Raw genomic sequence first — 24526 nt, forward strand, 5'->3', positions numbered from 1 at the left:
CGACAACCGGTTATTGCGTAACCCATCCGCCATCAATTGAAAAACATCCTCCCGTGGTGTAGCTTGAAGCTTTGCTTGCGAGATACAAAGCAATTCCTCCTATTTCGTGCAGTTCACCCCAACGTCCCATCGGAATTTTGGATATAAAAGCTTTGTATTTTTCCGGATCATTGATCAGCGGGAGGTTGAGATCAGTGGCAAACGGGCCTGGCAAAATGGCGTTCACCGTAACACCGTCCAATGCAACTTCCATGGCCAGCGAACGTGTTAGTTGCAAGATCGCACCTTTGCTGGTGGCGTAAGGCGTCCGCTCCGGAATGGCAGTGAGCGCCAGCATGGAGCCGATGTTGATAATTCGTCCATATCCGTTCTCTTTCATGATCGGCACTACTTCGCGACAGGCAAGCCAGGTTCCTGTAACGTTCACCGACTGTACTTTATTAAAATCATCCAGTGAAAGCGATTCAATAGGCCCGCGGATGTTTATCCCTGCTGAATTGACCAGAATATCAATTTTACCAAAAGTTTGCACAGCAGATTTTACCGCAGCTTTAATACTTTCTTCCGATGTGACATCACAGGTCACACTGATGCACCGGGTATCGTAAGAATCTTTGAGCAACTGTTCCGATTCACGGTTAACAGCCTCATCACGCGCGGCGATCACAATATTGGCACCTGCCTCTGCAAGCGCTTTGGCCATCGAAAGGCCCAGACCACGGTTTCCGCCGATAACCAGCGCAGTTTGTCCGTTGAGTTTAAACAGGTCGAGAATGCTATGTTGCATTGTAAGAGTTTCCATTGAGTCTATTCCGTAATGATGAAATGTTCGAGTCCTTCTGTTTTAAGCGTGAGGCCAACGCCCGGTAGTGTATCATCCAGCTGTAAGCGGCCATTTTCCGCAATGGCTTCTCCATCGAAAATATACCAGAACATTTCGTTGCCAACCTCTATTTCTGTCTGCGGAAAATACTCCGCCATCGGACTTGCAAACGAGCTCATCACCACATGCAGATTGTGCATTTGCCCACCATGCGGAATCACTTCAACTCCATGCGAAAGGGCCATGTTACAGATTTTCTGTGCTTCGGTGAAACCGCCCACCCTGTTGGTATCGAACTGGAAAATATCCAGTGCGCCAGTTTGCAAAAGGTCATGAAAACCGTAGCGGGTGTATTCATGTTCGCCACCGGATAACGGAATGTCGGTATATTGGCGTAGCTTGGCAAAGTTGTGAATTTCGTCCGGCAGCAAAAGTTCTTCTGCCCAACGCAGATTGTATGGTTCCAATGCTTTCAGAAACTGTTTGGCATAGGCAAGATTAAAGCCCATGTAACCTTCCAGCATTACATTTATATCATCACCCACTGCTTCCCTAACCACTTTCACCATTTCCACATTTTTACGCATACCGGCAACACCTTCGGTAAGCGGGTAACCGCAACGTAATTTCATTCCCGAAAAACCCTGCTCTTTGTAATGAATGGCTTCTGCCTGCAAACTGTCCAGATCTCTGGTATACAATCTGCTGTAATAGGTTTCGATATTCGGTCTGGTTCGTCCGCCCATGAGCATAAACACGGGCTGTTTCATCACTTTTCCTTTGATATCCCAAAGTGCAATATCAATAGCGCTGATGGCTGCAATAACCGTCCCTTTTCTCCCATAAGCCACCGTAGACCGGTACATTTTTTCAAACAAATATTCTGTATTTAACGGATTTTCTCCAATCAGGAGCGATGACAGTTTACTGTCGATAACCGCTTTGGTAATATCAGGGCTTAGCCCCGCATTACCATAACCAACATGTCCTTCGTCGGTTTCTACTTCGACCACAAGCCAGCTAAAAAAACGGAATGCAGCCTGTGTATCACTTTGAAAATGCAGTGGACTAAGCGGTGTAGCGAACACAGTATTGCTGGTCAGCACCGGGCCGTTCCATTGGTACAGCTTGGTTCTTACTTTTGTAATTTTCATATTTTTGGAGTTAACAGTTGTGAATCACGTGTGAAGAGTTTACGGTAAACAGTTGCAAGTAAACAGTTTACCGTAAATCAGTTCATCGTAAAAAGGTCATTGTAAACAGCTCGCAGGAAACAGTTTATGGCAAAAGCCTAACCTTGTTATCAACGTGTGCTTTTTAATGACTAAAATCTACCACTTGAAGTGAAGAAAGGAAACGCCCTGGCGCGGAAGCTTCATGTCGACGGTTGCACTGCCATTTTTAGGCGTGATCCATTCGGGTGAAGTCAGCAATTCCAGTTGTCCAGCTTTTTCAAGAACTCTGATCTGCTCTTCCGAAGGCGATTTTGGAGAACCCATGCTTTTCCAGACCTCATACGAATTACTGTTTTCTTTGTCGATCCGGTAGTGGTAAAGCATCATTTTCTGAGACGGCAATCCTTTCACCGAAACTTTCACTTGTGCATCGGGAGCAGGAACATTGTCGTCATGGTAATTCCAAACCATCACGCCGGCAGAGTTGGCACTTTTGGATGCAAGTCCGTTGATATCTGCCTCGCCACGCACGCTTTCATCCCTCACTCTTTTAAAGTCATAAGCCAGATTCTGCTTCACTTCCACTCTATTTCCCTCCATCATACCAAACATTCTGAACACATTCAATACCGGCTTGTCGACGCCATTCGTTGCCAAATCCCGGAAACCACGGAACCATGCCTGATCTTCAAATTCAAACGACCAGCTTACCGCGCCTAGAAGATTCACCCCTCTGGCATGTGCCAATTCGTATTTTCTGGCGAATGATGCCGCTGTATAACTTGAATACATGGTGCCGTTCCGATACGCATTTTGCGGACTCACATCTTCCGAACAAGCCGCGCATCCTTCCGGATCGGACTCTCCGATAATGATTGGTAGTTTTTTCAGTGTAGGGTAAGAAGCAACAATTTCAAAACCTTTATCCAGATCCCGCATCTGCGTTCCCATGTTCATCTGCACGTGGCCGTCTACCAGTTTAGGTGCTCCTTTGGCGTGATAGGTAATGAAATCAATAGGCGTACCAATTTTGCCGGTGGCGTAGTTTTTCCCTTTTGTAACGTGGTCCAGAAATGCTTTCATCCATACCTGAGATTTGTCCCAGGATGGTCCTGTTACTTCCGGCCCACCTACTTTCGCAGTAGGCAGCGCACGTTTTACTGCATCAGCCGTATAGTCGTACAGCTTGATGTACTCTTCCATCGTGCCTTTCCAGTAACTGATATTGGGTTCATTCCAAAGTTCCCAGTACCAGCTTTCCACTTCTTTTTGTCCGTAGCGGGAAACCGAATGTTTTACCCACTGATACACCAGCTCAGACCATTTGTTATAATCTTTCGGAGGATATGCCCAACCCAGATAAATGTCGTTGTAATTATCTCCGGGCTTCCAGTTGTGACGATAAGGCTCCGGTTTTGTTGAAAGTGCTTGCGGCATAAACCCAATCTGTGCGATGGGTTTCATGCCTCTTTCAATGTAGGTATCAAATATTTTGTCAACAATGGTCCAGTCGTAAACCGGGTTGCCCTGTGCATCTTCGGTGTAAGCATTGGTTGATCCCCATTTCAGTGCCGCTTCGCCGTCGCCGGTTACCAGCAAACTATGCGCACGAACATAAACCGGCCCTTTGCTGAATTGTGACATTTCTGTCAACAGCTTTTTACCATCTTTCATATAGGTATAATTCGGCTCATCGTAGCCAAAAAATGCCCATATCGGTTTCATGGGTTCTTTTACCACCGCCAGGTTTACGTCGATGGTAACTGGTGCCGTCGATTGACTAAAAGCAGGAGAAACCAATGCCGAACACAATGCAGCATTTAACAGGAGTGATTTTGTTTTTGTCAAAAACATGATATTTGGTTTTAATCGTTTTTACTAGTTCCAGGTAACTCTGAACAGTGAAACACCCTGAGCAGGTAATTCAAAATTGATCGAACTTTTTCCGTCTTTGATATCCACCCATTGTGGTGAAGAGATCAATTCGAGCTGGCTTGATTCCTCCAAACGGCGATATTGCTCATTGGTGACCTGCTGAGGCGCACCCATTTCCCGCCAGGCAGTGAAAGAGTTGCTGTGTGTTTCGTCAATGCGATACTGATGTACCAACACCCGGGATACCGGAATACCTTTTAGCGAAAGCGCTATGCGAGCCGGGCTCAGTTCAATGTCTTCATCGTTGTAATTCCAAACCATCACAGACCCCGAATTGGCATCACGTGTAGCCATGGCGTTCACGTCCGAGGTACCTACAACGCCCTGCTGCATAATTTTCTCAGCCGAGTAAGCATTGGCACGGCTTACTGCCACACGATCACCGCTCATCAGCCCGAACATACGCATCACATTAAGCACAGGTTTGCCCACGCCATGCGTTGCAAAAGAACGGAAACCATCGAACCACGGTTGTCCGGGAAACGTGAAGGTCCAGCTTACAGCTCCTTCCAGATTGATATTGTGCTTGTCGGCCAGCTCATATTTTCTTGCAAAAGAAGCTGCGAAATAACTCGAAAACATGGTTCCATTTCTGTAAGCCATATTGGAATAACCCGAACTCGAAGAACATGCAGCGCAACCTTCCGGATCTGACTCTCCGATGATAACGGGCAGTTTCGCAAACTCAGGGAAAGATTTGATGATCTTAAATGCCGCATCTATTTGTTTCAAATGCGTTGACAAACCCATTTGAACGTGACCCGCCTCGGCGACTTTCGGTGAACCTTTGGCGTGGAATCCAACAAAATCAAGCTGTGTTCCTTTTTTGCCGGTTGCATTGTTTTTCCCATTGCGGCAATGTTCCAGGAAATCGGTCAGGAACTGTGATTGTCTTTTTGAAAGTCCACCTGTCACATTAGGCCCTCCCACGCGGGCAGAAGGCAAAGCTCTTTTGACTGCTTTTGCTGTGTAATCATAAAGTTTGAAATACTCCTGATCCGTACCTGCCCAGTAACCAGCATCAGGCTCGTTCCACAGTTGCCACCACCAGCTTTCCACTTCTTTTTGTCCATAACGCGTTACCGAATGTTTGACCCATTCATAAATCAGGGCTTCCCATTTGTCGTAATTATTTGGCGGATAAGCCCAGCCAGTCCAGATGTCGCTGTAAGCATCTCCGGGCGACCATTTGTGTTTGTAAGGTTCTGGTTTGGTAGAAAGGGCTTTTGGCATAAATCCGATTTCCATCAACGGTTTGATCCCCATATTAACCCATGTATCCACAATTTTATCGACTGTCTTCCAGTCATATACCGGGTTCCCGTCTTTGTCTTCCGTATACGCATTGGTCGATCCCCATTTCAAAGCCATCGGCGATCCTTCGTTGGTATTGAGCAAATTATGAGCCCTGATATACACAGGACTTTGGCTCAGTTTTACCAGATCACCCATCAGCTTTTTACTTTCGGGCAAATAGGTATAATTCCCTTCGTCATAACCTACGTAGGCCCACATCGGCTGCATTTTACCCACTTTTTTATCCAGATCCACTGTCAAAGTCTGCACACTGTCGGCGACGGAATACTGAGGTAACCTATCGGAAGGCGCACCTGCGAATGAGGTAGAAAACAAAGCCAAACCGGTAACAATCGCAGCCGACTTTCGAATCGCTTTTTGTAACATATTATTTTTATTCAGAGTTAATTAGATTTCAATTCATCGACAGACCCGCCTCAAAGCTCAATTTTCACAACAGGCGAAAAAATCAGCTCATTGACACCCGATGTTTTCACACCAATTCTTGCAAAAACATAATCTCTCGATGCCAAAGCTGCTGACAACGTTGCGCTCAGTTTCACAGGGTCGGTCAGAGATGTAATGCTCGCGGCCTGCACTTCTACTTTCTGTTTGTTGTTTATATTATCCAGCACTGTGGTTGTTCCAATGTAGAGCCCCGCAAATTGTAATGCTCGTGTATCGTCCACCTTTTCCAGATTGAAAGCAGCAGATAATTTCCCGGCCTCGGCAGTAATCGCTTCATTTTTAACATTGAAATAAGGTTTTACAGGAAAATTTACCATTGTATTTCCTTTCACATCCACCACGAGCGTATCTCTGGTAACAACCCACGGACCGTTTCCTGCCAGATAAGTAAGCCGATAAGTTCCGTCAAAAACCGAGGCCGAAAAAGTACCATCCTGGTCTACATGTACCGGAATCTTGGTGTTCAAAGCGAAGCCCGGTTGCCACAATTCGAGTTGCACGCCGCCGCTTCTAAGCCACACGGGTTGGTTTTTGTACACGACCTGACCTGAAAGTGTGGCCTGGGGTAATTGATAATTATCCTTTTCGCAGGATGTAAATGCGAGAAGCAGAAATAAGCTGATGCTTAAATGAATCAGTTTCATAAGATTGCTTTTGAAGATTAATGAAACGGGTTTCGTACGATCTTGGGGTTGTTATTGATCACCGACTGGGATATTTCCGAATAGTAATTTCCGTCCCGGAAATGTCTCGGACGTGTATTTCTAGATGAGCGGAATTTGTCGAAAACATATTTTCCGTGATTCGGATGACCGGGGCGGATGATCCTGTAAGGGAAAAGTGCGTAAATATTGGATGAAGGATTTCCGGTTGTACCATCCCAAACTTCATGCGCAATTCTCCACCTTCTTAAATCCCAAACTCGGTGATCTTCAAAAGCCAGCTCAACCTTACGTTCATTCCTGATCCGTTCAATCGTTAGCGTTTTAAGACTGTTGGCACCAAAACCTGCTCTTTCTCTCACACGGTTGATGTAGGTTACGGCATTCCCTTTGCCAAGCTCAAATGCCGCTTCACCTGCATTCAGATATATTTCCCCGAGGCGGAATTGTATCCACCAAATATCACTACGAACTGCACTTGTAGCTGCCGCGGGAGAGCTGTCCAGGTATTTTCGCAGGTAAAATCCGGTTGCTGAAACATAGTTTTCATTGTGAAGCGGACCGTCACCTCCTGTCAATACACCACCGTCGGTATATTTCGTATTTAACCCACCTTCCTGTCGATCATATTTATTTGTAGTCGCATTCCAAACGTACACCCCAGCCTGCATTTGCAAAGCCTGTCCGCCAAATGAGCTTCCCGGGTATATAATGGTTCCGGCCAGACGCGCATCTTTGTTGGCAAATATGTCGTTTGCATTGGTATAAAAAATCCAGTTTGCCTGTCCGTCCGCGGTATTACTACCCGTTCCCACTCCTTTCAATGCACCATTGGAGCCATCAAGATATTCATATGATTCCACCAGATTCAAAGATGGCGACAGCGCGGATGAACCGCTTACGTTTTCTACATCTTTTCGCAATGAACGCGGAATATTTTCCAGCGTAAACAAATGACGTCTGCCCTGACTCACCGAGTAATCAATCGCCTGAATAACTTCCCGGTTATTGGTTTTAGCCGTGAATGCTTCGTAGAAATTCTGCCCACGATCCGGGTTATTTTCAAATAGCTGATACGAACCGCTGTTGATGATCGCATCGGATGCTGCAAGAGACGATTCGTAAAAATAAGTCGCACGGGACGCTGGAATGCCTACTTCGCCTTTCGGGAGGACAACAGGCGCGGCCATCAGGCTATTGTATTTGGCAAGAGATCCGGCGTATAACATCGCACGGCTTTTCAGGGCAAGCGCCGTGTATTTGTTTGCACGGGTTTTACTATCTGTATTTCCCAAATCGTCCAGAATCGCGTTTAATTCCGATTCTATAAAAAGATATACCTCCTCTTCTGAATTCCGGGGTTGCTGCAAATAAGACGGATCACCCTCAAAATTGTAGATCATCTGTTTCGTGATGATGGGTACACCGCCCATTCTTTTCACCAACTCGAAATAGTTGAACGCCCGCAGGTAACGCAGCTCAGCAATAAACTGCGCTTTTACAGCCTCCGTCATTTTGGGTGAATTCACCTTTTCAATATTTTCAATCGCCAGATTAATATCCCGTATCAGGTCGTAATTCCAAAGGCTCCACCTGTTAAATGGATAGTCAATCAAACTGTTCCTGAACTCATAATCGAAATTGCTGACGCCCGACCACATCGCTTCGTCGTAGGAGGCATAATCTTTCCAACCACAATATCCGCCAGCAGAACCGCAGCCATAAGGTCCCTCAAAGTCGGTATGACGCGGCAACCGGCTGTAAAAATCGGCAACGGTGCTAAGAATAAGTTGCGGATTGGTCCAGAGCTGTTCGTCAGTTAGTAGGTTTTCCGGTTCACGTTCCAGCCAGTCTTTGTTACAGCTGAAACTGGAAGTGAGCAGAAGGAAAAGAAGTATGGGTTTATATATTGCTTTCATTTTTTTAAATGTCATTTGTTTAACTTTTATGATTAGAAAGTCAAATTGAAACCTACATTGATAATTTTCTGAGACGGATAACGCAGACCCGACTCCATCGCCAGTTCAGGATCAAGTTCAATGTGCGACAGGTTGTCGAACGTGAACAGGTTGGTGCCACTAACGTACACCCGAGCTGCTCTCATTTTTGCTTTTTCGATCAGTTTGGTTGGCAGGGCATAACCTACTTCGATTCTTCTGACGCGTAAATAATTTACATTGGTACGCCAGTAATCGCTGTTGCGGTAATTGGAATGGCTTGAATTTTCACGTATTGCAGGATATTTCCCCGGAATCCATTCGCTGTTGTTGTCGTATACATCGGCCCGATGCCAGCGGTCTTTTAACATCCATTCAGGTGAATTGTGACCTCCCTGAAAAGGAAAACGCATTTCCAGATTCTGGTTGAATGAGTACATGCTTCCGCCTGCCAAATCAACTTGTAATGATATATTCTTGTATCCAAAACTACTGGTGAGACCAAAACCCAGAATCGGGTTGTCGTACAAAGCATATCCAATCGGTCTTTCGTCGAGGCTATTGATAAGCCCATCACCATTTACATCTTTATAGATGAGGTCACCGGGTAACAATGTTGTATTTCCCTGTCCGTCATTATTAATCGGATAGTTTTCGATTTGCTCCATCGACTGAAACTGACCAATTACCTGATAACCAAAGTTCACTCCGGACCAACGGTTTTCAGTAGCGTTACGATACTCATCCCATGAGTTTCCAAAGCGGGGTTTGTAGCGGTCCAGAATTCTCCTGCGTGATAAAGTTGCATTTACACCAACGCTGTATGTAAACTCACCCTTTTTCCCTGTGTAAGTAATGATCCCTTCCACACCCCGGTTTGCTTCCGATTCCAGGTTTTCAGCAGGAAGTGCGTAACCAACTTCACTTGGCAGAAGTACGTCATAACGTGCAGCCGGCAAGCCACTTAATTTACGCTCAAACACATCAAACTGCGCTGTGATTTTGTTTTGAAACAGCGAAAGATCAATCCCGATGTTTTTGGAAGTACTGGTAACCCAGCTCAGATTGGTTACGGGCAAACCTCGCGGACGAGACCCAACAATTACCTGGCCGTCCAGCATGTACTCACTGCTTCCGTATGTTGCACCACCCAGATAACCCCATGGCGAAACGCCTTCTTCACGGCCAGCCTGTCCCCAGGATGCTCTCAGTTTCAAATCGCTGATAAAAGATAGTTTGTCACTCATAAACTTTTCCTCCGAAATGCGCCATCCGGCAGAAACTCCCGGAAAAAGTCCCCATCTTTTTTGTGGAGCGTATAGATACGATCCATCGTAACGACCCAAAAGTTCGAGCAGATATTTCCCTTTGTAATCGTAATTAATCTTACCAATTACCGAAGCACGGGCGTTGGTGGACCAGGTAGTGGTCACATCATTTACATCCACAAAGTTGATCAGGTTGTTGTCGTTAATCGGCGGTACAGACTGCACAGTTGTGTAGGTGTCGTCGTTATCCGAACGTTCGTAGGCCATTACTGCTGAAAAATAATGATCCTTGAAAGAGTTATCATAACTCAGCTGCATCTGTACAAACCGATCCTGAACCTCACGTCTGTTGCGATTACGAAGCGGACTGTTGAACCCGCCGTATACCTCGTAAGTATCGGTTTCAGGAACGTAGCGGTAAGCATCATAACTATATCGCTGACGGTCAAACTTGTTATTTTTGATCGAATGTGAGTATGTCGCTCTGGCTTTCAGACGGAATGGAAAAGCATATTCTGCAAAGAAGTTTCCGGTTGCGTTATTCCATACATCCTTTTGCCAGCCCGCAATTTCTTTGGTGTATGTTGAAGGCAACCTTGTGAGGTAACGCACATTCCCATTGATGTAATTCGGATTGCTGTTCGCATAAGGATTATCCATTGGCCATGAGCTGTTTGCGCCAAGAAAAGCATTCCAGATCGGGTCTTCCCTACCCGGAATCGCAACATTATCCCGGTTTTCTATCCGGTAACTCAGCTGCGTTCCAACTGTAAAACCTTTGGCAATGGTGGTCTGAAGATTAGACTGAAGGTTGGTACGATTGAAGCCATGACCTTTCATTACGAAATCCTGATTCACATGACCTGCTGAAAAGTAATAGGTCGTTTTTTCGGATCCACCTGAAACACTTGCGTTAGCGCTGTATTGAGCTGCATTCGGATTATTCACAACATAGTCATACTGGTTAAAACTCTGGTAACCAGGCTCCGTTCCCAGTCTCCATTTTTCCAGCTCAGCCGCAGGCATCGTCACTGGCAAACCCCGGTTTTGCTGAGATTCGGCTCTTGTCTGGTGAAAAAGATAAGCACTTGCAGGTGTTTCAAACGGGAAGCGTGTAAGATTCTGAACACCGTAATAACCGTTGATATTGATTTGAGGAGTCTGGTTTCGCCCTCTTTTAGTTGTAACCAACACTACACCGTTGGCAGCCCTGAAACCATAAACAGAAGCAGAGGCATCCTTCAAAATCGATATGTTTTCAATATCATTTACGTTCAGGTTGTTGAACTGTCCGCTGGTTTGAGGAATTCCATCGATGATAAAAAGTGGTTCTCCCATGTTCCTGATCTGTAAAACAGCCGGCGAACCTGGACGTGCATCCCCTTCATAACTATTGGTTGATCTGGTTGTGATCCCCTGCATTTTACCAACAAGCGCATCTGCCGTTGTTGTTGCAGCAGTTTGCGCCAGTTTATCAGATGTAATCGCACTTACCGCACCCGTTACCGATGCTCTTCGCTGTGTACCGTAACCTACAACCACCACCTCGTCGAGTGCTTCGGTGTTGAATTGGAGGTTAATATCCAGTACACTCTGCTGACCCAATGTAATTTCCTGAGTTACATAACCTACAAAAGAAAATGTTACCACTTCACCTGGTACCGCACGGATAGTATATTTCCCGTCCCTATCCGTCGCTGCATTGGTACCACTTGTTTTTACCTGCACATTCACGCCAGGCATTCCCGACTTGTCGGCTGCATCTCTAACCGTTCCCGAAATTTCCGTTGTCTGCTGGGCAAACAGCGTCCGGGGATGATAAAATATTAATCCCAACAGCAAAATCCAGGCTGTTACAGGGACTTTAAAATAGACCTGTTTTTTCATTCATATTGAAGTTTACGTAGGTGTATTATTTGTAATTTTTTTGCGAAATGGGTGTGTTGGATGGAGCAAATAACATTCCCGTTTCAGGTATCATTTATACGGAATCCATCACTGCGGTCCGATTGAAAATGACGCTAATCTTGTCAGGCTGAGTATCTATTTTTTTGGAGCAAACAATCTCTTGAAAATGACATGATCTTTGTCAGGTTGAGCGGAGTCGAAACCAGGGCAACCAATTTAGCATTATTGATAATCAGCACTTAGTAAGAGTGTCAATGGCGGCGGGCGACTCCGTTAGCTATCATTGGCGCATTTAGTAAGTGACTGATTGTTCATAATTTATATATGGTCGCTCGCACTTCGACTCCGCTCAGCATGACAACCACTTTAAGCGTCATCGCACCGCACGGGCGGCCCCGCGGCGACCCGGTCATATTGTTTTTTTATGAACTAAAATTAGTCCTCAGTGTGACAAATCCTGATTCTTGTAACACACTCTTTTTGAACCACTAAAAATCAGTAACCCAAAAGTAGAGACACACTCTTCTATCCCTGAAAGGGCTGAGTATCGTTGTTTTCATAAGTTTAATTAAGTTAGATGCGGGCAGTATCATCTTACAACCCTGGCTACCGGAAAGACAGGGCACAAGCGTTCTGCCAGTTATAAAAACTGTTTAAATTATTAGAAACAAAAAACACAATACGCTCTCGCTGACATCATTGTGAAGTGACGCAGGCAACGGGACAAGCAATTTGGTTAATTACTAAATATAAGTTTTCAGGGCAGCTCCCAGACGGAAAGCTGCATATGTGTGTGCAGTAATAATATTTGAACGTATCTATCTATACGAATATATCCAGATAGCGAACTTCATCAGAAACCGGCATGATGCCATGTTTTTGAAGACAATTGAAATACATACTATCTCCTGCTTTCAAAAGATACTCTGCATCTCCGACAGTCATTTTCATTTCTCCTTCAATGACGTAAATAAATTCTTCCCCTTCATGAAAAAGTTCGTGTTGTTTTACCTCCCCTTTTTTCGCCATGAAAAGCATGGGCTGCATTTTCTTCTGATGATATTCCGGACCAAACGGATAAATGAAATACCCCTTTTCCGTTTTCGTCAGATTCTCTTCCGCCTTTTGCTTCGTCGTTAAAATCGCATTCAACCATTCTTCTGTTTCCAGCAAACTGGAAATGTTGGTACCTAATGTCTGGGCAATTTTAATCAGCGCCGCAACGGATGGTACCGTTTTATTATTTTCAATTTTGGAGATCATGCTTTTTGACAATTCGCTGCCATCGGCTACCTCCTGCAATGTTCTTTTTTGGCTCGTTCTTAATATTCGTATCCGGTCTCCGATATTAAGCGTATTACTTTCACCTGTTGACATATGTTTCAACCTTGTTTACTAAATTATAATTTGTTTCACTTCATTCAACAAGGTTGAATGCAAATATAAAGGCAAAATTTCGTTATGCAAGGTTATTGTATAAATATTTTGTGTTTTTATTCTATTTTTTAATAAAACATCAAATCTTGCTTAACCTCTGCCAATATCCGACAAAGATAATGGCATAAACCGATATTGAAATAGAGGGCTGAAAGGGCGTTTGGAGGCAACTTACCAGTCGTAAACCAGCTTTTGACTGTGATTTCGTGTCCAACAATTAACAAATAATCAAGCCGCTGAGGAAGCCAGGCAGGTGTTTCTGTAAGCACGCAAACTAAGGCCATGGTGCCTTTTGAAGAATTTATTGATGTGGCTTTCATCCGCAAATCCAAATTCATCTGCTATTTCATGCACTCTCCTTTCGCTGAAACGTAATCGATGCTCAATCAGCCGAAGCCGGTACGAAGACATGTACTGTTGTATCGATTCACCGCACTGTTTGCGAAAATAACTGCTCAGATATGTGGACGAAAGTCCGAACTTTTCAGCGATCACAGCAATTTTCAGAAATTCAGGTTTACGTATATGTTCCTGTATGTAATCCAATATTTGCAACACGCGGGCATCTGTATTGGGAGAAACTTCCTTTGGTTTAATTACAGCAATATTCCGGGCGGCAATAACAATAATCGCATTCACCAGATGACGTACCAGATCTTCGCTGTAAATGGCCTTATAATCTGCCGCTTGCTTCAAATTTTGCATCAATAAACCGACCATTTGTTTATCATCTTTTTTTACAAGGACTGAACCCGATAAATGCGATGCATAATACAAAAGGCATTCAATGTGATCAATGCTTTTCCATTGGTATTCTCTGACGTAGCTTTCACCAAAACGCACCACCATAAACTCACAGGTGCTCTCCAAATCAAATCCATGGTAGTCGTTTGGGGTGATCAGAAATAAGTCTCCTGCACAATAAGCGAACTTATTACCATTGACTATATGATTTCCGGTACCAGAAATCACATAGACCATTTCGAAAAAATTGAACTGCCTGTCCCGTAAAGGACAGTCGTCTACTTTTTCATAAAATACTTCAAGTGATTGATGGATATTTTCTCTGGCCATGATGCAAAAGTACTCAAACAAGCTATAAATGTACCTGTTTTTGATGTTTTCACCAGTCTATTTTTGCAAATCAATATAAATAATTAGTATGAAGGCAATCGTATTAGAACAATTTGGAGGCGTTGAAAATCTGGTTTACAAAGACGTTAAAATGCCTGAAATAAAGGCAAGTGAGGTACTTATCAAGGTCAAAGCCATCAGCATCAATCCGGTGGATGTTAAAGTCCGCAGCAGACAGGCTCCATTGGCAGAAGAACTAGCAAAACATGATCCGTTGATTTTAGGTTGGGACATTTCGGGAGAAATTGTGGAGGTCGGAAAGGGGGCGACCCGGTTTCAAATCGGTGATGAAGTATTTGGTATGATCAATTTCGTTGGCCATGGGCAAGCCTACGCGGAATACATCGCCGCTCCGGAAGTACATCTTGCACTAAAACCTGAAAATGTTAGTCATGTGGAAGCTGCTGCGAGCACGCTTGCAGCATTAACAGCCTGGCAGGTATTTGACCAATATGGGAAATTGAGACCGACAGACAAAGTGCTTATTCATGCTGCTGCGGGAGGCGTCGGGCATTTTGCGGTACAGATCGCCAGACACATCGGAGCGCATGTCATTGCTACAAGCTCGGCCTCCAACCGGAATTTCGTATTGCAACTGGGTGCTGATGAACATATTGACTACCACACAACGCAATTCGAAAAAATACTGTGTGATATTGATTTTGTACTGGAAACTGTTGGAGGGGCTAACTTTCAAAAATCAGTACAAGTCTTGAAGCCGTTCGGCACCATTGTCACTTTACCCTCCGGACATACAAAAGAGGATGAATTCAAAGCCCGTGAAAAGAATTTACATGCGTGTTATTTTATGTCTGTTTATTCCAATGATACCGATATGCGCCACATTGCCTCTATGTTGGAAACCGGTGTATTGAAACCTTATGTCTCACACATATTTGAATTTGATGAAATGGCAAAAGCACATCTGCAAATCGAAACAGGACATACAATGGGTAAAGTGGTGGTACGGCTGTAATTATTAAAACAATCTGAAAACAGAAGAAATGAAAAAGATATTGGTTGTTAACGGACATCCGGACAAAGAAAGCTTCAACAGCGTAATTGCCCATTCCTACACTAAATCTGCAAGTGATGCCGGTTCGGAAGTAAGAAACATTGCCCTAGGAGAGTTGAATTTCAATCCCAATTTGCAGTTCGGATACAGGCAGAGAATGGAGCTGGAGCCTGATTTGTTAAACGCATTGGAAGATATAAAATGGAGTGAACATCAGGTATGGATACACCCAATGTGGTGGCTTGGTATGCCAGCTATTATGAAAGGTTTTTTTGACAGAGCGTTCCTTCCTGGCATTACTTTTAAAAGCAATAAGGGCGGAATTAGCGAGGGATTGTTAACAGGTAAGACAGGGCGAATAATTACAACCGCCGGTGACTTACATGAGGACGTTTATAAAGATATGTACAAGTCAAGCGGACTGGTCCAATTAAAACAAGGGATTTTGGAATATTGCGGAGTTTCTTCAATTCAAAACAACTTCATTGGCCCTCTATACGAATTCGATGAACATGACAGGCAAAGGTGGATAGGGAAAGTCAAAGACTTTGCCAGGTTAGATTCCACTCACAACGATCGCTTTTAATTTAACCTATAAATGCAGACCTTTCACCGACCATTCAGCGCCTGCCAAAATGAATCCCCTGATCAACAAATTCAAAGAATACGGATATATAGAACCTGAAATCGAAAAAGAGCTGGCTAAAAAAGTGAAGTCTCAGATCAGACAGAAGGGTGATTTCTTCCTTCAAAAAGGTCAGGCTTCTTCGAGTCAAAATGGCCGGTTAGATTATTGAGTTTCTTTGCATCATCAAATTCAATCAACCAAATCGAAAGTGATATCCGACTCTCATCCCTATTTGCAGGCATCATGCAAACGATGAATACAATGTAAATGGAGCTGATGTGGTTAACGGCTACCTGGACATTGACCAACCGATTTGAGAACGTGTTTGAAGGAAATCTTTTTAATCTAAAAAAATGAAATACCTGTTTCTTGGCTTAGCAATTGTACTCGAAGTGATTGGATCCAGCTTCATGAAGGCATCTGACGGATTCACCAAATGGTTGCCTTCGACCATTGTTATTATAGCCTACATTACCTGTTTTTATTTTCTGTCGCTGGCGCTTAAAACCATCCCATTAGGTGTAGCGTATGCGATTTGGGCAGGACTTGGCATTGTACTTACTGCTGCTGTTTCAGTGATTATATTCAAGCAAAAAATGGATTTAGCTGGGATTATTGGCATTGTCTTCATCGTTGCTGGTGTGGTGATTATGAATTTTTTCTCCAAAACTGCGCATTGAAAATCCGTTGTGTAATATTGAATTGCGCCATTGAAAAGTATTGGCGCAAATTCAATATTCAGATTGTGACGTAATTGGTTTAGTGGAATTATTAGAAAGCGCATAACTCCAATTTGTGCCGTTTTCACAAAACGTTCCTATGGAACGTCTTTGTTTCCCTGTATCAAACCATTGCTACCGACAAGACGTCCCGATTGGGACGTTTTTGTTGATCAGAACTCGCTGACCCGCCCTACAAAAATCTTGGTCGCATAGTTGATCCTGATTACACCATTTTCCTGATACTGATCGAAGAGCACTTTCAGATCGTCGGACATGGCTTGATAACCGGCGTCACCTTTGGAAGGCATATAGGAAGAAGAAAGGAGCCTGCCTTCCAGTCCGTTGAAATCGAATATTTGCTGATTGTCAAATATCTGTTGCTCAACCGGAGCGCCGTTGAAAAATTCTGAGATTTTGTCAATGTCAATATTCCGATGATCCACCTGCACGTAGTCAGTGGAATGCCTTACGATCAGCGCATCATAGTCTTTTTCAAAGTTGCTCTTCGTTAACCTTTCATTCCAGATCAACGCTATAAATCCTTTTGGTTTCAGGATACGGCTGAATTCCACACTTGCTTTTTTGCGGTCGAACCAGTGAAACGCCTGACCGGCAATGATGGCATCAACACTTTGTGCGTCCAGATTGGTGTCGTCAGAATTGCCATCCATGGCAAAAAACGCCGGATTATCGCCCAAAAGCTCCACCGATTTGTCACGCATTTCCTTATTTGGTTCAACACCAATTACTTTGTATCCATGATCCAGAAACAGCTCCGAAGAAATACCCGTACCGGAACCGACATCTGCGATCGTGCTTCCCTTTTTAAGACCAAAACCTGTTTCCAGATATTCGACAATTTCTTTTGGATAACCCGGTCTGTATTTCACATAATCCTCTACCCTATTGCTAAACCGTGTTGTACTTTTAGAATCCATAACTCCAATGTTTACATTATTTCCGAAAGATATTGCTGACTAAAAATATGGTGCACGCAACACTCAATTTCGTTCAAGTTATTAATTATAGCCATTCATTTTCAAAATTTTCATTTACAAAAAATGTAAAACGACTGCCCCAAAGTGATGGAACAGCCGTTTTACATTTACACATCAGCAATGCTGATTATTTAACTCTCCACCTTGTATCGCCAACGGTTCTGCGGCCCGCAAAGGCTGCATCTTTAAAATTGAAGTTCAACGCGGTGTAAGGACTAACCCATAAATCTGCCGCTTTCTTCGTATAAGTTCCAACCGGGAATCCGGGAATTTCTCCGCCGGCTACAAAAGCGAAATCCGATGTCACAAAGGAATTAATGAAGCTGAAACTCGATGCTTCAAGACCAGCATAACCTCTTATTGCAAAAGATTCCGTTTTGGCTTCGTCCCACGCATGCCCGAAAACAGAGTTTCTCACCGAAATACCATCTTTTACATTGCTACGCTGACCAGCAGTTCCACGCCAGTTGAACAGTGTTCCTCCCGAAATCAAAAACTCACTGAATGTGCAGCTTTCAATCGTCACTTTCTGAGAATTCTGACGAGATGTAAGGAAGGAATTTACTTTGCTGAACGTAGTGTTTTCCAAAGTGATCTCATCCACGGCAGCCATATTTTCACCGTCTGTATCGGTTGTCAGCACGCCATATCCGCCAATGTTATAGACCAGGGAATTTCTGATGATGTATTTGTTAATGAACGCCTGGGTACCGATACGCAAAATACCTCTCACTTCTGAAATTACACAATCTTCGAAGATCAGCTCTTTCACAGTGGTAAGAGCGGCCGGTGCAGGATTGAAAACATAGGCACTGGCAATACCAGAACCGATGATGTGCACGCCGGAGAATTTAACCAGATCCAGCGTAACGCCATTGGCAATATTCCAGTTGCAGTTGATCAGTGTTGCAGGTTTTTCTTCAAATCCCAGAGCCGATGCAATCGTGATGGATTTATCCAAAGCCACGGTTGGCGTGTTGTAATCCACTCCTTTTTTCAATACAATGGTAGAACCCGAAGGCGCAGCAGCCAGAGCTGTTGCCAGTGCAGTAGGGTCTTCGCTCTTGGTGAGGTTGATCACTCCGGGAGCAGTAAGATCAACGCCCGCTTTCAGTGTATTGTAAACCTGCCAACCACGTAACTCTTCTCCGCTATAAATGGCAGCCTGATAGGCGGTCAAAGGTGTCAGACCATCAACAATGGCTGTGCCCGACTGCTGGGAAGCTGCATTTACTGCTACTTCTTTCAGTGGTTTTAGCAGTTTGAGATCCGTACCTGCAAACAGCTTGATTTTGGTAACAGGAGTTGCGCCTCCCGGTTGCCATTTTACTTTCAAAGCAACGTCGGTCACGTCGTTTCTGGCCGGTGTGAGCTGAATACTCGGAAACCTTTCCGTCATGACACTACCCAGGTCGGATACTTTGCTGTCGTACTGAGGATCGGAGGCGTGCGCTTTGGCACGAACCTGGTAAAGCATATTCCAGAACAGCGGATCACCATTCAGGGTTATTTCATCCAAAACCACATAATTCGTATCCACTTTTAGGGTGTAATCCACCGTTTTGAAAGTATCACGACTCACTTCAATGGTGTACGAATCGGCGAGTTTGATGTTACCCATATTGATGATAACGGTATTCCGCTCTGCCGTCAGATCTTTGCTCAAAACCGGCATAAAAAGCCTCGTAACCGGATCCGGCAACTCTTCTTTGCAGGCCACCACCATGGACATCATGACCATGCAAAACACGATGGATTTGATCAGTTGTATATTCTTCATTTTCTGATTCACTTTAAATATTATTGAAATCTGTATCCCTTGTTATCCAGCTTTCCCTGACTGTTGGTTATAGCCTCAGAGGGAATCGGAAATACGTAACGGGCCACTCCCGGCTGCGGTCCATTGTAGTGGTTGGCCCAGTCTTTGGTGATCCACTCCGCATAGGTAGTGAGGTTGTTATGCAGCGCTATCAGGAACGGTACGCGTGTCCAGGTCGCATCAGGAACACCCAAATACTTGCGGTTCGGGTTCAGAACTTCAAACTCACCACTCGCATTTCTTCTCCAATACATGTAGTCGGGATACTGAGCGTATTTACCAGTGATGTTGAATGCATCGTCTGCCATTTGTTTAAGCTCTTCCGACGTTTCCTGCATTTTCTTGGCATAGAGATTCCAACGGATCAATTCATACTTACGAATCATCTCACCACCAAATTCCCATCCACGTTCGTTCACAATACTGTTGAAGAATGCATCTTTTGAACCTGAAATACCTGTAACATACTGATCCACCTTGGCAGGCCATTGTGCTTGCGGGAATGCTCTTCTGCGAACTCTGCTAAGTGCTTCGCGTGCTTTTTCAGTCGGACCACTGATTTCATTTTCTGCCTCTGCATACATCAGCAAAACATCAGAGTAACGTAACATCGGCCAGTTGATACCTGTACCTTTTGCGGTAGAAGGCCCGGGAGGCGTAGTTAGGAAATGACGACTCCATTTTCCCTGCGCAATGTTATTCACACCCGAAACAAAAACTTTCTGAAAACTGGTATTGATCTTGTATAGCGCACAGGTTACGTCTCTTCTTATATCTGTTGAGTCAAAAGAAAAGTAATAATTTGGCGGTATGGACATGTAGTTGTTTCCTGAACCATAGCTGTGCGAAGCCGTCGTTCCACCGTCTACGGTAATTCCGATATTCCAGGCAACATCCCCGCTACCAAGCGCGAAAGGCACTTCGAACAATACATCGCTATTGACCGGGCTGATGAATTTGTTCTGGTTCATAAACACCTGGCGGTAATCCGCAGGAAGTTCACGGTCTTTGAGCGTGATCAGCTTTTCGGTGTAAGTACGGGCGATTTCATAATAATCTTTGAAATCTGTTTTGCGCTCCATGGTCAGTTCCGGCGTCAGGTAGTAACCTCCGCGCTGCAAAGCCAGGCGCGCAATCATACCCAAAGTATACTCCCTGCTCACCTGCTCTATACCAAAATTAATCTGGTCTGCCCAAAGCATTTGGCTTTCAACCTTGATCATATCCTCTATTTGCTGGCTCAGAATAAGGTTACGGTCTTCGCGGGAAAGGTAAAAATCCTGACCTGCCTTTGGTGCAAGACGTACATTGGGCACATCGCCAAAGTAATACGTTAACATGCTGTACCAGTATGCTCTGATGGTATATACCTCCCCAAGCATGTGATACAACTGGCGTTTACTGGCTACATCAGTCGATGTCAGTACCTTGCTCGCCTCAATTCCCTCAATTGCGATGTTACAATCACGAATGGAAGTGTAGGCAGCGTTCCAGAATTGTCTCAAATCTCCGTTTCCGGGAAGGGCATCCAGGTTCCAGATCTGATGGCGATCCGCAGTTGCACCCCAGCCGCTCTGGCGTTCAATATCCGTATTGCCCGTCATGTTATTGGAAAGCCTCGACCTGAAACCGTCCGTGCTAAACGAAACGTAGGCTGCATTTACGCCTTTACGTGCATCTTCCACGTTGGAATAAATGTAATTGGTGTCAAAAGTTGAAAGCGATTCCGGTTCGAGAAAGTCCTTGCAGGAACTCATTCCCAACAGAACACAGATTAATATATATATCCTTTTCATGTTCAATAGCTGTTTTAGAATTAGAATGTCACGTTAATACCGAAAGTGTAAGAACGGCTGCGCGGGAACGACGAGTAATCCACACCCGGCGTAAGTCCCTGGTATCCGGAACTGCGTGATGTACTCACCTCAGGGTCGTATCCTGTGTATTTGCTAAAAAGGTGAAGGTTGTTACCGGTCACGTAAATCCTGAACTGAGACATTTTAAGCTTTGAGATCAGTTCTTTCGGGAAAGAGTATCCAAGGTTCAGGTTGTTGAGACGGATAAATGAACCATCTTCGACTGCCCAGGAGTGGATCACTGTTTGAGCATCGCCCAAGCCATGCGGAGACCAGATGTTTTTGCCCTGATTCATTTGCGACAGTTGTTCAAGATCGGTAACAATACCACCAGCTGTTCCTGTGTATGAACCATCTACATCCAGATAGGTGAAGCGGTTGTCCATCGACATCATCGAAAGCAAGTTTCCGTTCGTAACCCTTCTGAACTGGTTATACTGGATTTTGCCTGTGTTGTAAACGTCATTTCCATACGACCAGTTGAAGAACACCGAAAGGTCAAAACCTTTGTAACGGCCATTCAAACCAAAACCGCCTTGTGCTTTTGGAAGTGTATTCCCAATTACCTGGCGATCCAGACTGTTGATCAGTCCGTCACCGTTCAGATCTTTCAATTTCAGGAAACCCGGACGAAGGTTGGCGTTACCAGACACTGCACCGGAATTAGGGATTCCGTCGTTCAATATGTATTTACTCGTAACGGCATCGTAGCTCGCAAAGTCAGAAGTGCTGTAAAAACCATCCGTTACATAACCATACACATCACCAATTGTGCCACCCACTTTCAGGAAAAAGTCATCCTGATCACGAAGATCCGTACTTGCCCAGTTGGACTGAAAAAAACGTTCGTTGGTACCATCCAGCTCTTCAATTTTGGCTGTATTGCGACCTATGTTGAAGTTGGCAGAAAGAGAAAAATCTGGTTTGTCAATCATATAGGCAGTCAAACCAAGTTCGATACCTTTGTTTGATGTGCGGCCCACATTGTTCCATTGTGTAACAAAACCAGTGCTTGAAGGAATCACTGATCTCAGCAACAGATCTTTTGTTGTGTTGTGATATACATCAAAAGATCCTTCCAGTTTGTGTTTGAAGAACGAGAAATCCGCACCGGCGTTGCGGTTGATCGTTGTTTCCCAAACAAGATTTGGATTGTAAAGCGTGCTGCCGGATGGGGTGTAATAAGTATTATCAAAGTTTCCAAAACCCGGTCCACGAAGCGTAGAACCCTGAAACAGGAATTGAGTCGCAGTCGCGTCAATCCGGTCGTTACCAGTAGATCCGTAACTTACTCTCAGTTTCAATTCGTCAACCGCAGCTACACTTTTAAGGAATGGTTCTTCGGAAAGTTTCCAGGCCAAAGCTGCTGCCGGGAAAAATCCAACGCGGTTTTCAGCTGAAAATTTGCTGGAAGCATCCATACGGAATGTACCGGTAAGCAGGTATCGGTCTTTCAGCGCGTAATTGATACGCCCAAAACCAGACGACCTGTTGGATGGAGTAAACTCGCGCGTTTCATGTCTGTCCGTACGACCGAAAGTCATGTTGGCAAAAAGTTCTTCCGGGTTGATCGATTCACGAAAATCTTCTGAACGGATGAAAGCGTAATTACCGCCAGTCGAGTAAATTTCCTGACCAAGCAGGAAATCAAGTTTGTGAATTCCAAATGATTCCGGGCGGTAAGTCAGCGTATTCAGCAAACGATAAGATTTATTGTCCTGATTGGTTTTTTCACCGATAGGAAGACTGCTACCGTTGTTGAAAGATTCACCCGTAAGTGGTCCGTAGAAACGCAGGTTTTTATCAACAGAAAGTGATCCTGTAAACGTAGACTTCACATCCAGATTTTTCAGTACTGACCAGGCAACCGCACCGCTCAATACATAATCATTGGTGGAGCGTTTGCGCCAATCCTGTTTTACCAACTTCACCGGACTTACCAGACTCAACAGGAATGACTGAAAATCGTCATCATTTCCAATTGCTGTCAGGTCAATATCCAGTTCGTCAGCAATACCGTTGGTTGGTCGGGTTTGTACAGCGTCTTTGATGTTGATCTGCGCATTTCCTGAGGTTCCCGCACCATCCACAACAGTACTTGTGATACGTGTCATCCCTTCAAATTTCAACTTTTTAGAAATGTTCTGGTTCAGTTTAAAATTCAAAACATTTCTTTTAAACGCCGATCCGGTCAGCAAACCCTGGTCTGTATTATTGGTAAGACTCAAACTCACTTTGGTGCTCTCGCTACCGCCGCTGATGCTCACATTGTGGTATTGCGAAGTACGCGGACTACCGAAAAGTTCTTCCTGCCAATCGGTTCCTTTTTTGCTTTGGTACAAATCGTAGTCATCATATTTACCAAAGAATTTCTCAAAGCTCCGTACGTCCGTAGCTGATCTGAGTTTGGCTCTTTCGTAATTTACCAACACGTATTCGTATGGAGAAAGCACTTCATATTTACGATTTTTTGGCAAAAGTTTGTACTGCATGAAACCGTTGTATGAAACCGACACTTTGCCAGCCGTTGGGTTTTTGGTAGTAATTACGATTACCCCGTTCGATGCCTGTGCACCATAAATAGCCGTAGCCGATGCATCTTTCAAAACGTTGATGCTCTGAATATCCGACGGCGGAATGTCACGAATACTGCTCACAATAAATCCATCCACAACATAAAGCGGTGAATTATCCTGTGTGATAGAACCTCCACCACGTACACGAATTACAACTTCCGCATCTGGCGAACCGTCGGACGTGAGTACGCTCACACCGGGCATACGACCAGTCATGGCCTGGGCGGCATTGGCAACAGGTATATTTTTAAGATCACGTCCCGACATGGTCGCAACAGAACCCGTCATATCCGTCTTTTTCACGGTACCGTATCCGTAATCCACCACAACCACCTCTTCCAGTTTGTTGGCGTCATCTTCCAGCACAATGTCGATTTTGGATTTGCCGTTCACCGGCACTTCACTGCTGAGCATACCGATGAAACTGAAAACCAGAACCGCATCAGAAGGCGCGCTGATAGTATATGCTCCTTTTGCGTCCGTTGTAGTACCTAGTGTTCCGCCCTTTACGCGGACCGAAGCTCCGGGAAGTCCTTCCTTATCGGTAACGGAACTCACGATTCCGGAAACCCTGTGCTGGGCAAAGGATGGCAACGCACAAAAAGCCCAAAAGATCAGCAGAAAGGATCTGTTGGGGCTTAAAAGAAAATGTAGAATTGGTATTTTCATACTTACTGCGCTTTAAAATAATTGGATAATTGAGAAAAAACTGGTGTTTGAAAATTGGCAATGCTCACTGAAATCATACAAAAAGGCTAACTGAAAAATTTGAAAAACTTATTTTATTATTAGATAAATGCTATTTAAGATATTGCAGAGATTTAAATCCTGCCCGGAAAGACTTTACCAGGCAACAGTCTGCAATCGGA

General features: G+C 44.4%; 17 protein-coding genes. 4 read left to right on the plus strand and 13 right to left on the minus strand.

Going from position 1 to position 24526, the window contains the following annotated elements; genetic code table 11:
• Positions 1–10: 10 nt before the first annotated feature.
• The 9 genes from LZG71_RS04355 to LZG71_RS04395 all read right to left on the minus strand — a co-directional run bounded on the left by LZG71_RS04355 (position 11) and on the right by LZG71_RS04395 (position 13983).
• Positions 11–787 (minus strand): SDR family NAD(P)-dependent oxidoreductase, encoded by a 777-nt coding sequence (locus LZG71_RS04355; protein WP_233817373.1) that lies wholly within the window; start codon positions 785–787, stop codon positions 11–13.
• 20 nt (positions 788–807) lie between these two features.
• Entirely contained in the window at positions 808–1977 is a 1170-nt protein-coding gene (locus LZG71_RS04360) for an enolase C-terminal domain-like protein (protein WP_233817375.1), read from the minus strand.
• A gap of 177 nt (positions 1978–2154) precedes the next feature.
• Positions 2155–3852, minus strand: coding sequence for a GH39 family glycosyl hydrolase (locus tag LZG71_RS04365; protein WP_233817377.1), 1698 nt, complete (start codon positions 3850–3852; stop codon positions 2155–2157).
• 24 nt (positions 3853–3876) lie between these two features.
• Positions 3877–5616 carry a GH39 family glycosyl hydrolase gene (locus LZG71_RS04370; RefSeq protein WP_233817379.1) on the minus strand — a complete coding sequence of 580 codons (1740 nt, stop codon included), beginning with the start codon at positions 5614–5616 and terminating at the stop codon, positions 3877–3879.
• 50 nt (positions 5617–5666) lie between these two features.
• Positions 5667–6341: a DUF3823 domain-containing protein gene (locus tag LZG71_RS04375; protein WP_233817381.1), complete on the minus strand. Its 675-nt coding sequence runs from the start codon at positions 6339–6341 to the stop codon at positions 5667–5669.
• A 17-nt stretch (positions 6342–6358) separates the two neighbouring features.
• The gene (locus LZG71_RS04380; RefSeq protein WP_233817383.1) at positions 6359–8278 is read right to left on the minus strand and encodes a RagB/SusD family nutrient uptake outer membrane protein; all 1920 of its coding nucleotides are present in this window, start codon (positions 8276–8278) and stop codon (positions 6359–6361) included.
• Positions 8279–8310: 32 nt separating this feature from the next.
• Positions 8311–11451 carry a SusC/RagA family TonB-linked outer membrane protein gene (locus tag LZG71_RS04385; protein WP_233817385.1) on the minus strand — a complete coding sequence of 1047 codons (3141 nt, stop codon included), beginning with the start codon at positions 11449–11451 and terminating at the stop codon, positions 8311–8313.
• A gap of 843 nt (positions 11452–12294) precedes the next feature.
• Positions 12295–12849 carry a helix-turn-helix domain-containing protein gene (locus tag LZG71_RS04390; protein ID WP_233817387.1) on the minus strand — a complete coding sequence of 185 codons (555 nt, stop codon included), beginning with the start codon at positions 12847–12849 and terminating at the stop codon, positions 12295–12297.
• A gap of 288 nt (positions 12850–13137) precedes the next feature.
• The gene (locus LZG71_RS04395; RefSeq protein WP_233817389.1) at positions 13138–13983 is read right to left on the minus strand and encodes an AraC family transcriptional regulator; all 846 of its coding nucleotides are present in this window, start codon (positions 13981–13983) and stop codon (positions 13138–13140) included.
• An 88-nt stretch (positions 13984–14071) separates the two neighbouring features.
• Between LZG71_RS04395 and LZG71_RS04400 the strand changes: the two genes are divergently transcribed.
• The 4 genes from LZG71_RS04400 to LZG71_RS04415 all read left to right on the plus strand — a co-directional run bounded on the left by LZG71_RS04400 (position 14072) and on the right by LZG71_RS04415 (position 16366).
• Positions 14072–15019 (plus strand): NADP-dependent oxidoreductase, encoded by a 948-nt coding sequence (locus LZG71_RS04400; protein ID WP_233817391.1) that lies wholly within the window; start codon positions 14072–14074, stop codon positions 15017–15019.
• Positions 15020–15047: 28 nt separating this feature from the next.
• The gene (locus tag LZG71_RS04405) at positions 15048–15644 is read left to right on the plus strand and encodes an NAD(P)H-dependent oxidoreductase (protein WP_233817393.1); all 597 of its coding nucleotides are present in this window, start codon (positions 15048–15050) and stop codon (positions 15642–15644) included.
• A 49-nt stretch (positions 15645–15693) separates the two neighbouring features.
• Entirely contained in the window at positions 15694–15855 is a 162-nt protein-coding gene (locus LZG71_RS04410) for a hypothetical protein (RefSeq protein ID WP_233817394.1), read from the plus strand.
• A 184-nt stretch (positions 15856–16039) separates the two neighbouring features.
• Complete coding sequence (locus LZG71_RS04415) at positions 16040–16366, plus strand: multidrug efflux SMR transporter (protein ID WP_233817396.1); 327 nt, start codon at positions 16040–16042, stop codon at positions 16364–16366.
• Between the two features lie 212 nt (positions 16367–16578).
• Here the strand turns inward: LZG71_RS04415 and LZG71_RS04420 are convergent, their stop codons facing one another.
• The 4 genes from LZG71_RS04420 to LZG71_RS04435 all read right to left on the minus strand — a co-directional run bounded on the left by LZG71_RS04420 (position 16579) and on the right by LZG71_RS04435 (position 24326).
• Entirely contained in the window at positions 16579–17346 is a 768-nt protein-coding gene (locus LZG71_RS04420; RefSeq protein WP_233817398.1) for a class I SAM-dependent methyltransferase, read from the minus strand.
• Positions 17347–17533: 187 nt separating this feature from the next.
• On the minus strand, positions 17534–19186 hold the full coding sequence (locus LZG71_RS04425) for a DUF4957 domain-containing protein (RefSeq protein WP_233817400.1): 1653 nt from the start codon (positions 19184–19186) through the stop codon (positions 17534–17536).
• Between the two features lie 20 nt (positions 19187–19206).
• Positions 19207–21021 (minus strand): RagB/SusD family nutrient uptake outer membrane protein, encoded by a 1815-nt coding sequence (locus LZG71_RS04430; RefSeq protein ID WP_233817402.1) that lies wholly within the window; start codon positions 21019–21021, stop codon positions 19207–19209.
• Between the two features lie 20 nt (positions 21022–21041).
• Positions 21042–24326, minus strand: a complete 3285-nt coding sequence (locus LZG71_RS04435) for a TonB-dependent receptor (RefSeq protein WP_233817404.1) — start codon at positions 24324–24326, stop codon at positions 21042–21044.
• Between the last annotated feature and the right edge of the window lie 200 nt (positions 24327–24526).

The organism is Dyadobacter sp. CY312, assembly GCF_021390535.1.
Classification (GTDB): domain Bacteria; phylum Bacteroidota; class Bacteroidia; order Cytophagales; family Spirosomataceae; genus Dyadobacter.

What these genes read in the sequence shown, in the direction of transcription:
- LZG71_RS04355 (WP_233817373.1), bottom strand. Translation starts at nt 787, where the DNA reads ATGCAACATAGCATTCTCGACCTGTTTAAACTCAACGGACAAACTGCG.
- LZG71_RS04360 (WP_233817375.1), bottom strand. Translation starts at nt 1,977, where the DNA reads ATGAAAATTACAAAAGTAAGAACCAAGCTGTACCAATGGAACGGCCCG.
- LZG71_RS04365 (WP_233817377.1), bottom strand. Translation starts at nt 3,852, where the DNA reads ATGTTTTTGACAAAAACAAAATCACTCCTGTTAAATGCTGCATTGTGT.
- LZG71_RS04370 (WP_233817379.1), bottom strand. Translation starts at nt 5,616, where the DNA reads ATGTTACAAAAAGCGATTCGAAAGTCGGCTGCGATTGTTACCGGTTTG.
- LZG71_RS04375 (WP_233817381.1), bottom strand. Translation starts at nt 6,341, where the DNA reads ATGAAACTGATTCATTTAAGCATCAGCTTATTTCTGCTTCTCGCATTT.
- LZG71_RS04380 (WP_233817383.1), bottom strand. Translation starts at nt 8,278, where the DNA reads ATGAAAGCAATATATAAACCCATACTTCTTTTCCTTCTGCTCACTTCC.
- LZG71_RS04385 (WP_233817385.1), bottom strand. Translation starts at nt 11,451, where the DNA reads ATGAAAAAACAGGTCTATTTTAAAGTCCCTGTAACAGCCTGGATTTTG.
- LZG71_RS04390 (WP_233817387.1), bottom strand. Translation starts at nt 12,849, where the DNA reads ATGTCAACAGGTGAAAGTAATACGCTTAATATCGGAGACCGGATACGA.
- LZG71_RS04395 (WP_233817389.1), bottom strand. Translation starts at nt 13,983, where the DNA reads ATGGCCAGAGAAAATATCCATCAATCACTTGAAGTATTTTATGAAAAA.
- LZG71_RS04400 (WP_233817391.1), top strand. Translation starts at nt 14,072, where the DNA reads ATGAAGGCAATCGTATTAGAACAATTTGGAGGCGTTGAAAATCTGGTT.
- LZG71_RS04405 (WP_233817393.1), top strand. Translation starts at nt 15,048, where the DNA reads ATGAAAAAGATATTGGTTGTTAACGGACATCCGGACAAAGAAAGCTTC.
- LZG71_RS04410 (WP_233817394.1), top strand. Translation starts at nt 15,694, where the DNA reads ATGAATCCCCTGATCAACAAATTCAAAGAATACGGATATATAGAACCT.
- LZG71_RS04415 (WP_233817396.1), top strand. Translation starts at nt 16,040, where the DNA reads ATGAAATACCTGTTTCTTGGCTTAGCAATTGTACTCGAAGTGATTGGA.
- LZG71_RS04420 (WP_233817398.1), bottom strand. Translation starts at nt 17,346, where the DNA reads ATGGATTCTAAAAGTACAACACGGTTTAGCAATAGGGTAGAGGATTAT.
- LZG71_RS04425 (WP_233817400.1), bottom strand. Translation starts at nt 19,186, where the DNA reads ATGAAGAATATACAACTGATCAAATCCATCGTGTTTTGCATGGTCATG.
- LZG71_RS04430 (WP_233817402.1), bottom strand. Translation starts at nt 21,021, where the DNA reads ATGAAAAGGATATATATATTAATCTGTGTTCTGTTGGGAATGAGTTCC.
- LZG71_RS04435 (WP_233817404.1), bottom strand. Translation starts at nt 24,326, where the DNA reads ATGAAAATACCAATTCTACATTTTCTTTTAAGCCCCAACAGATCCTTT.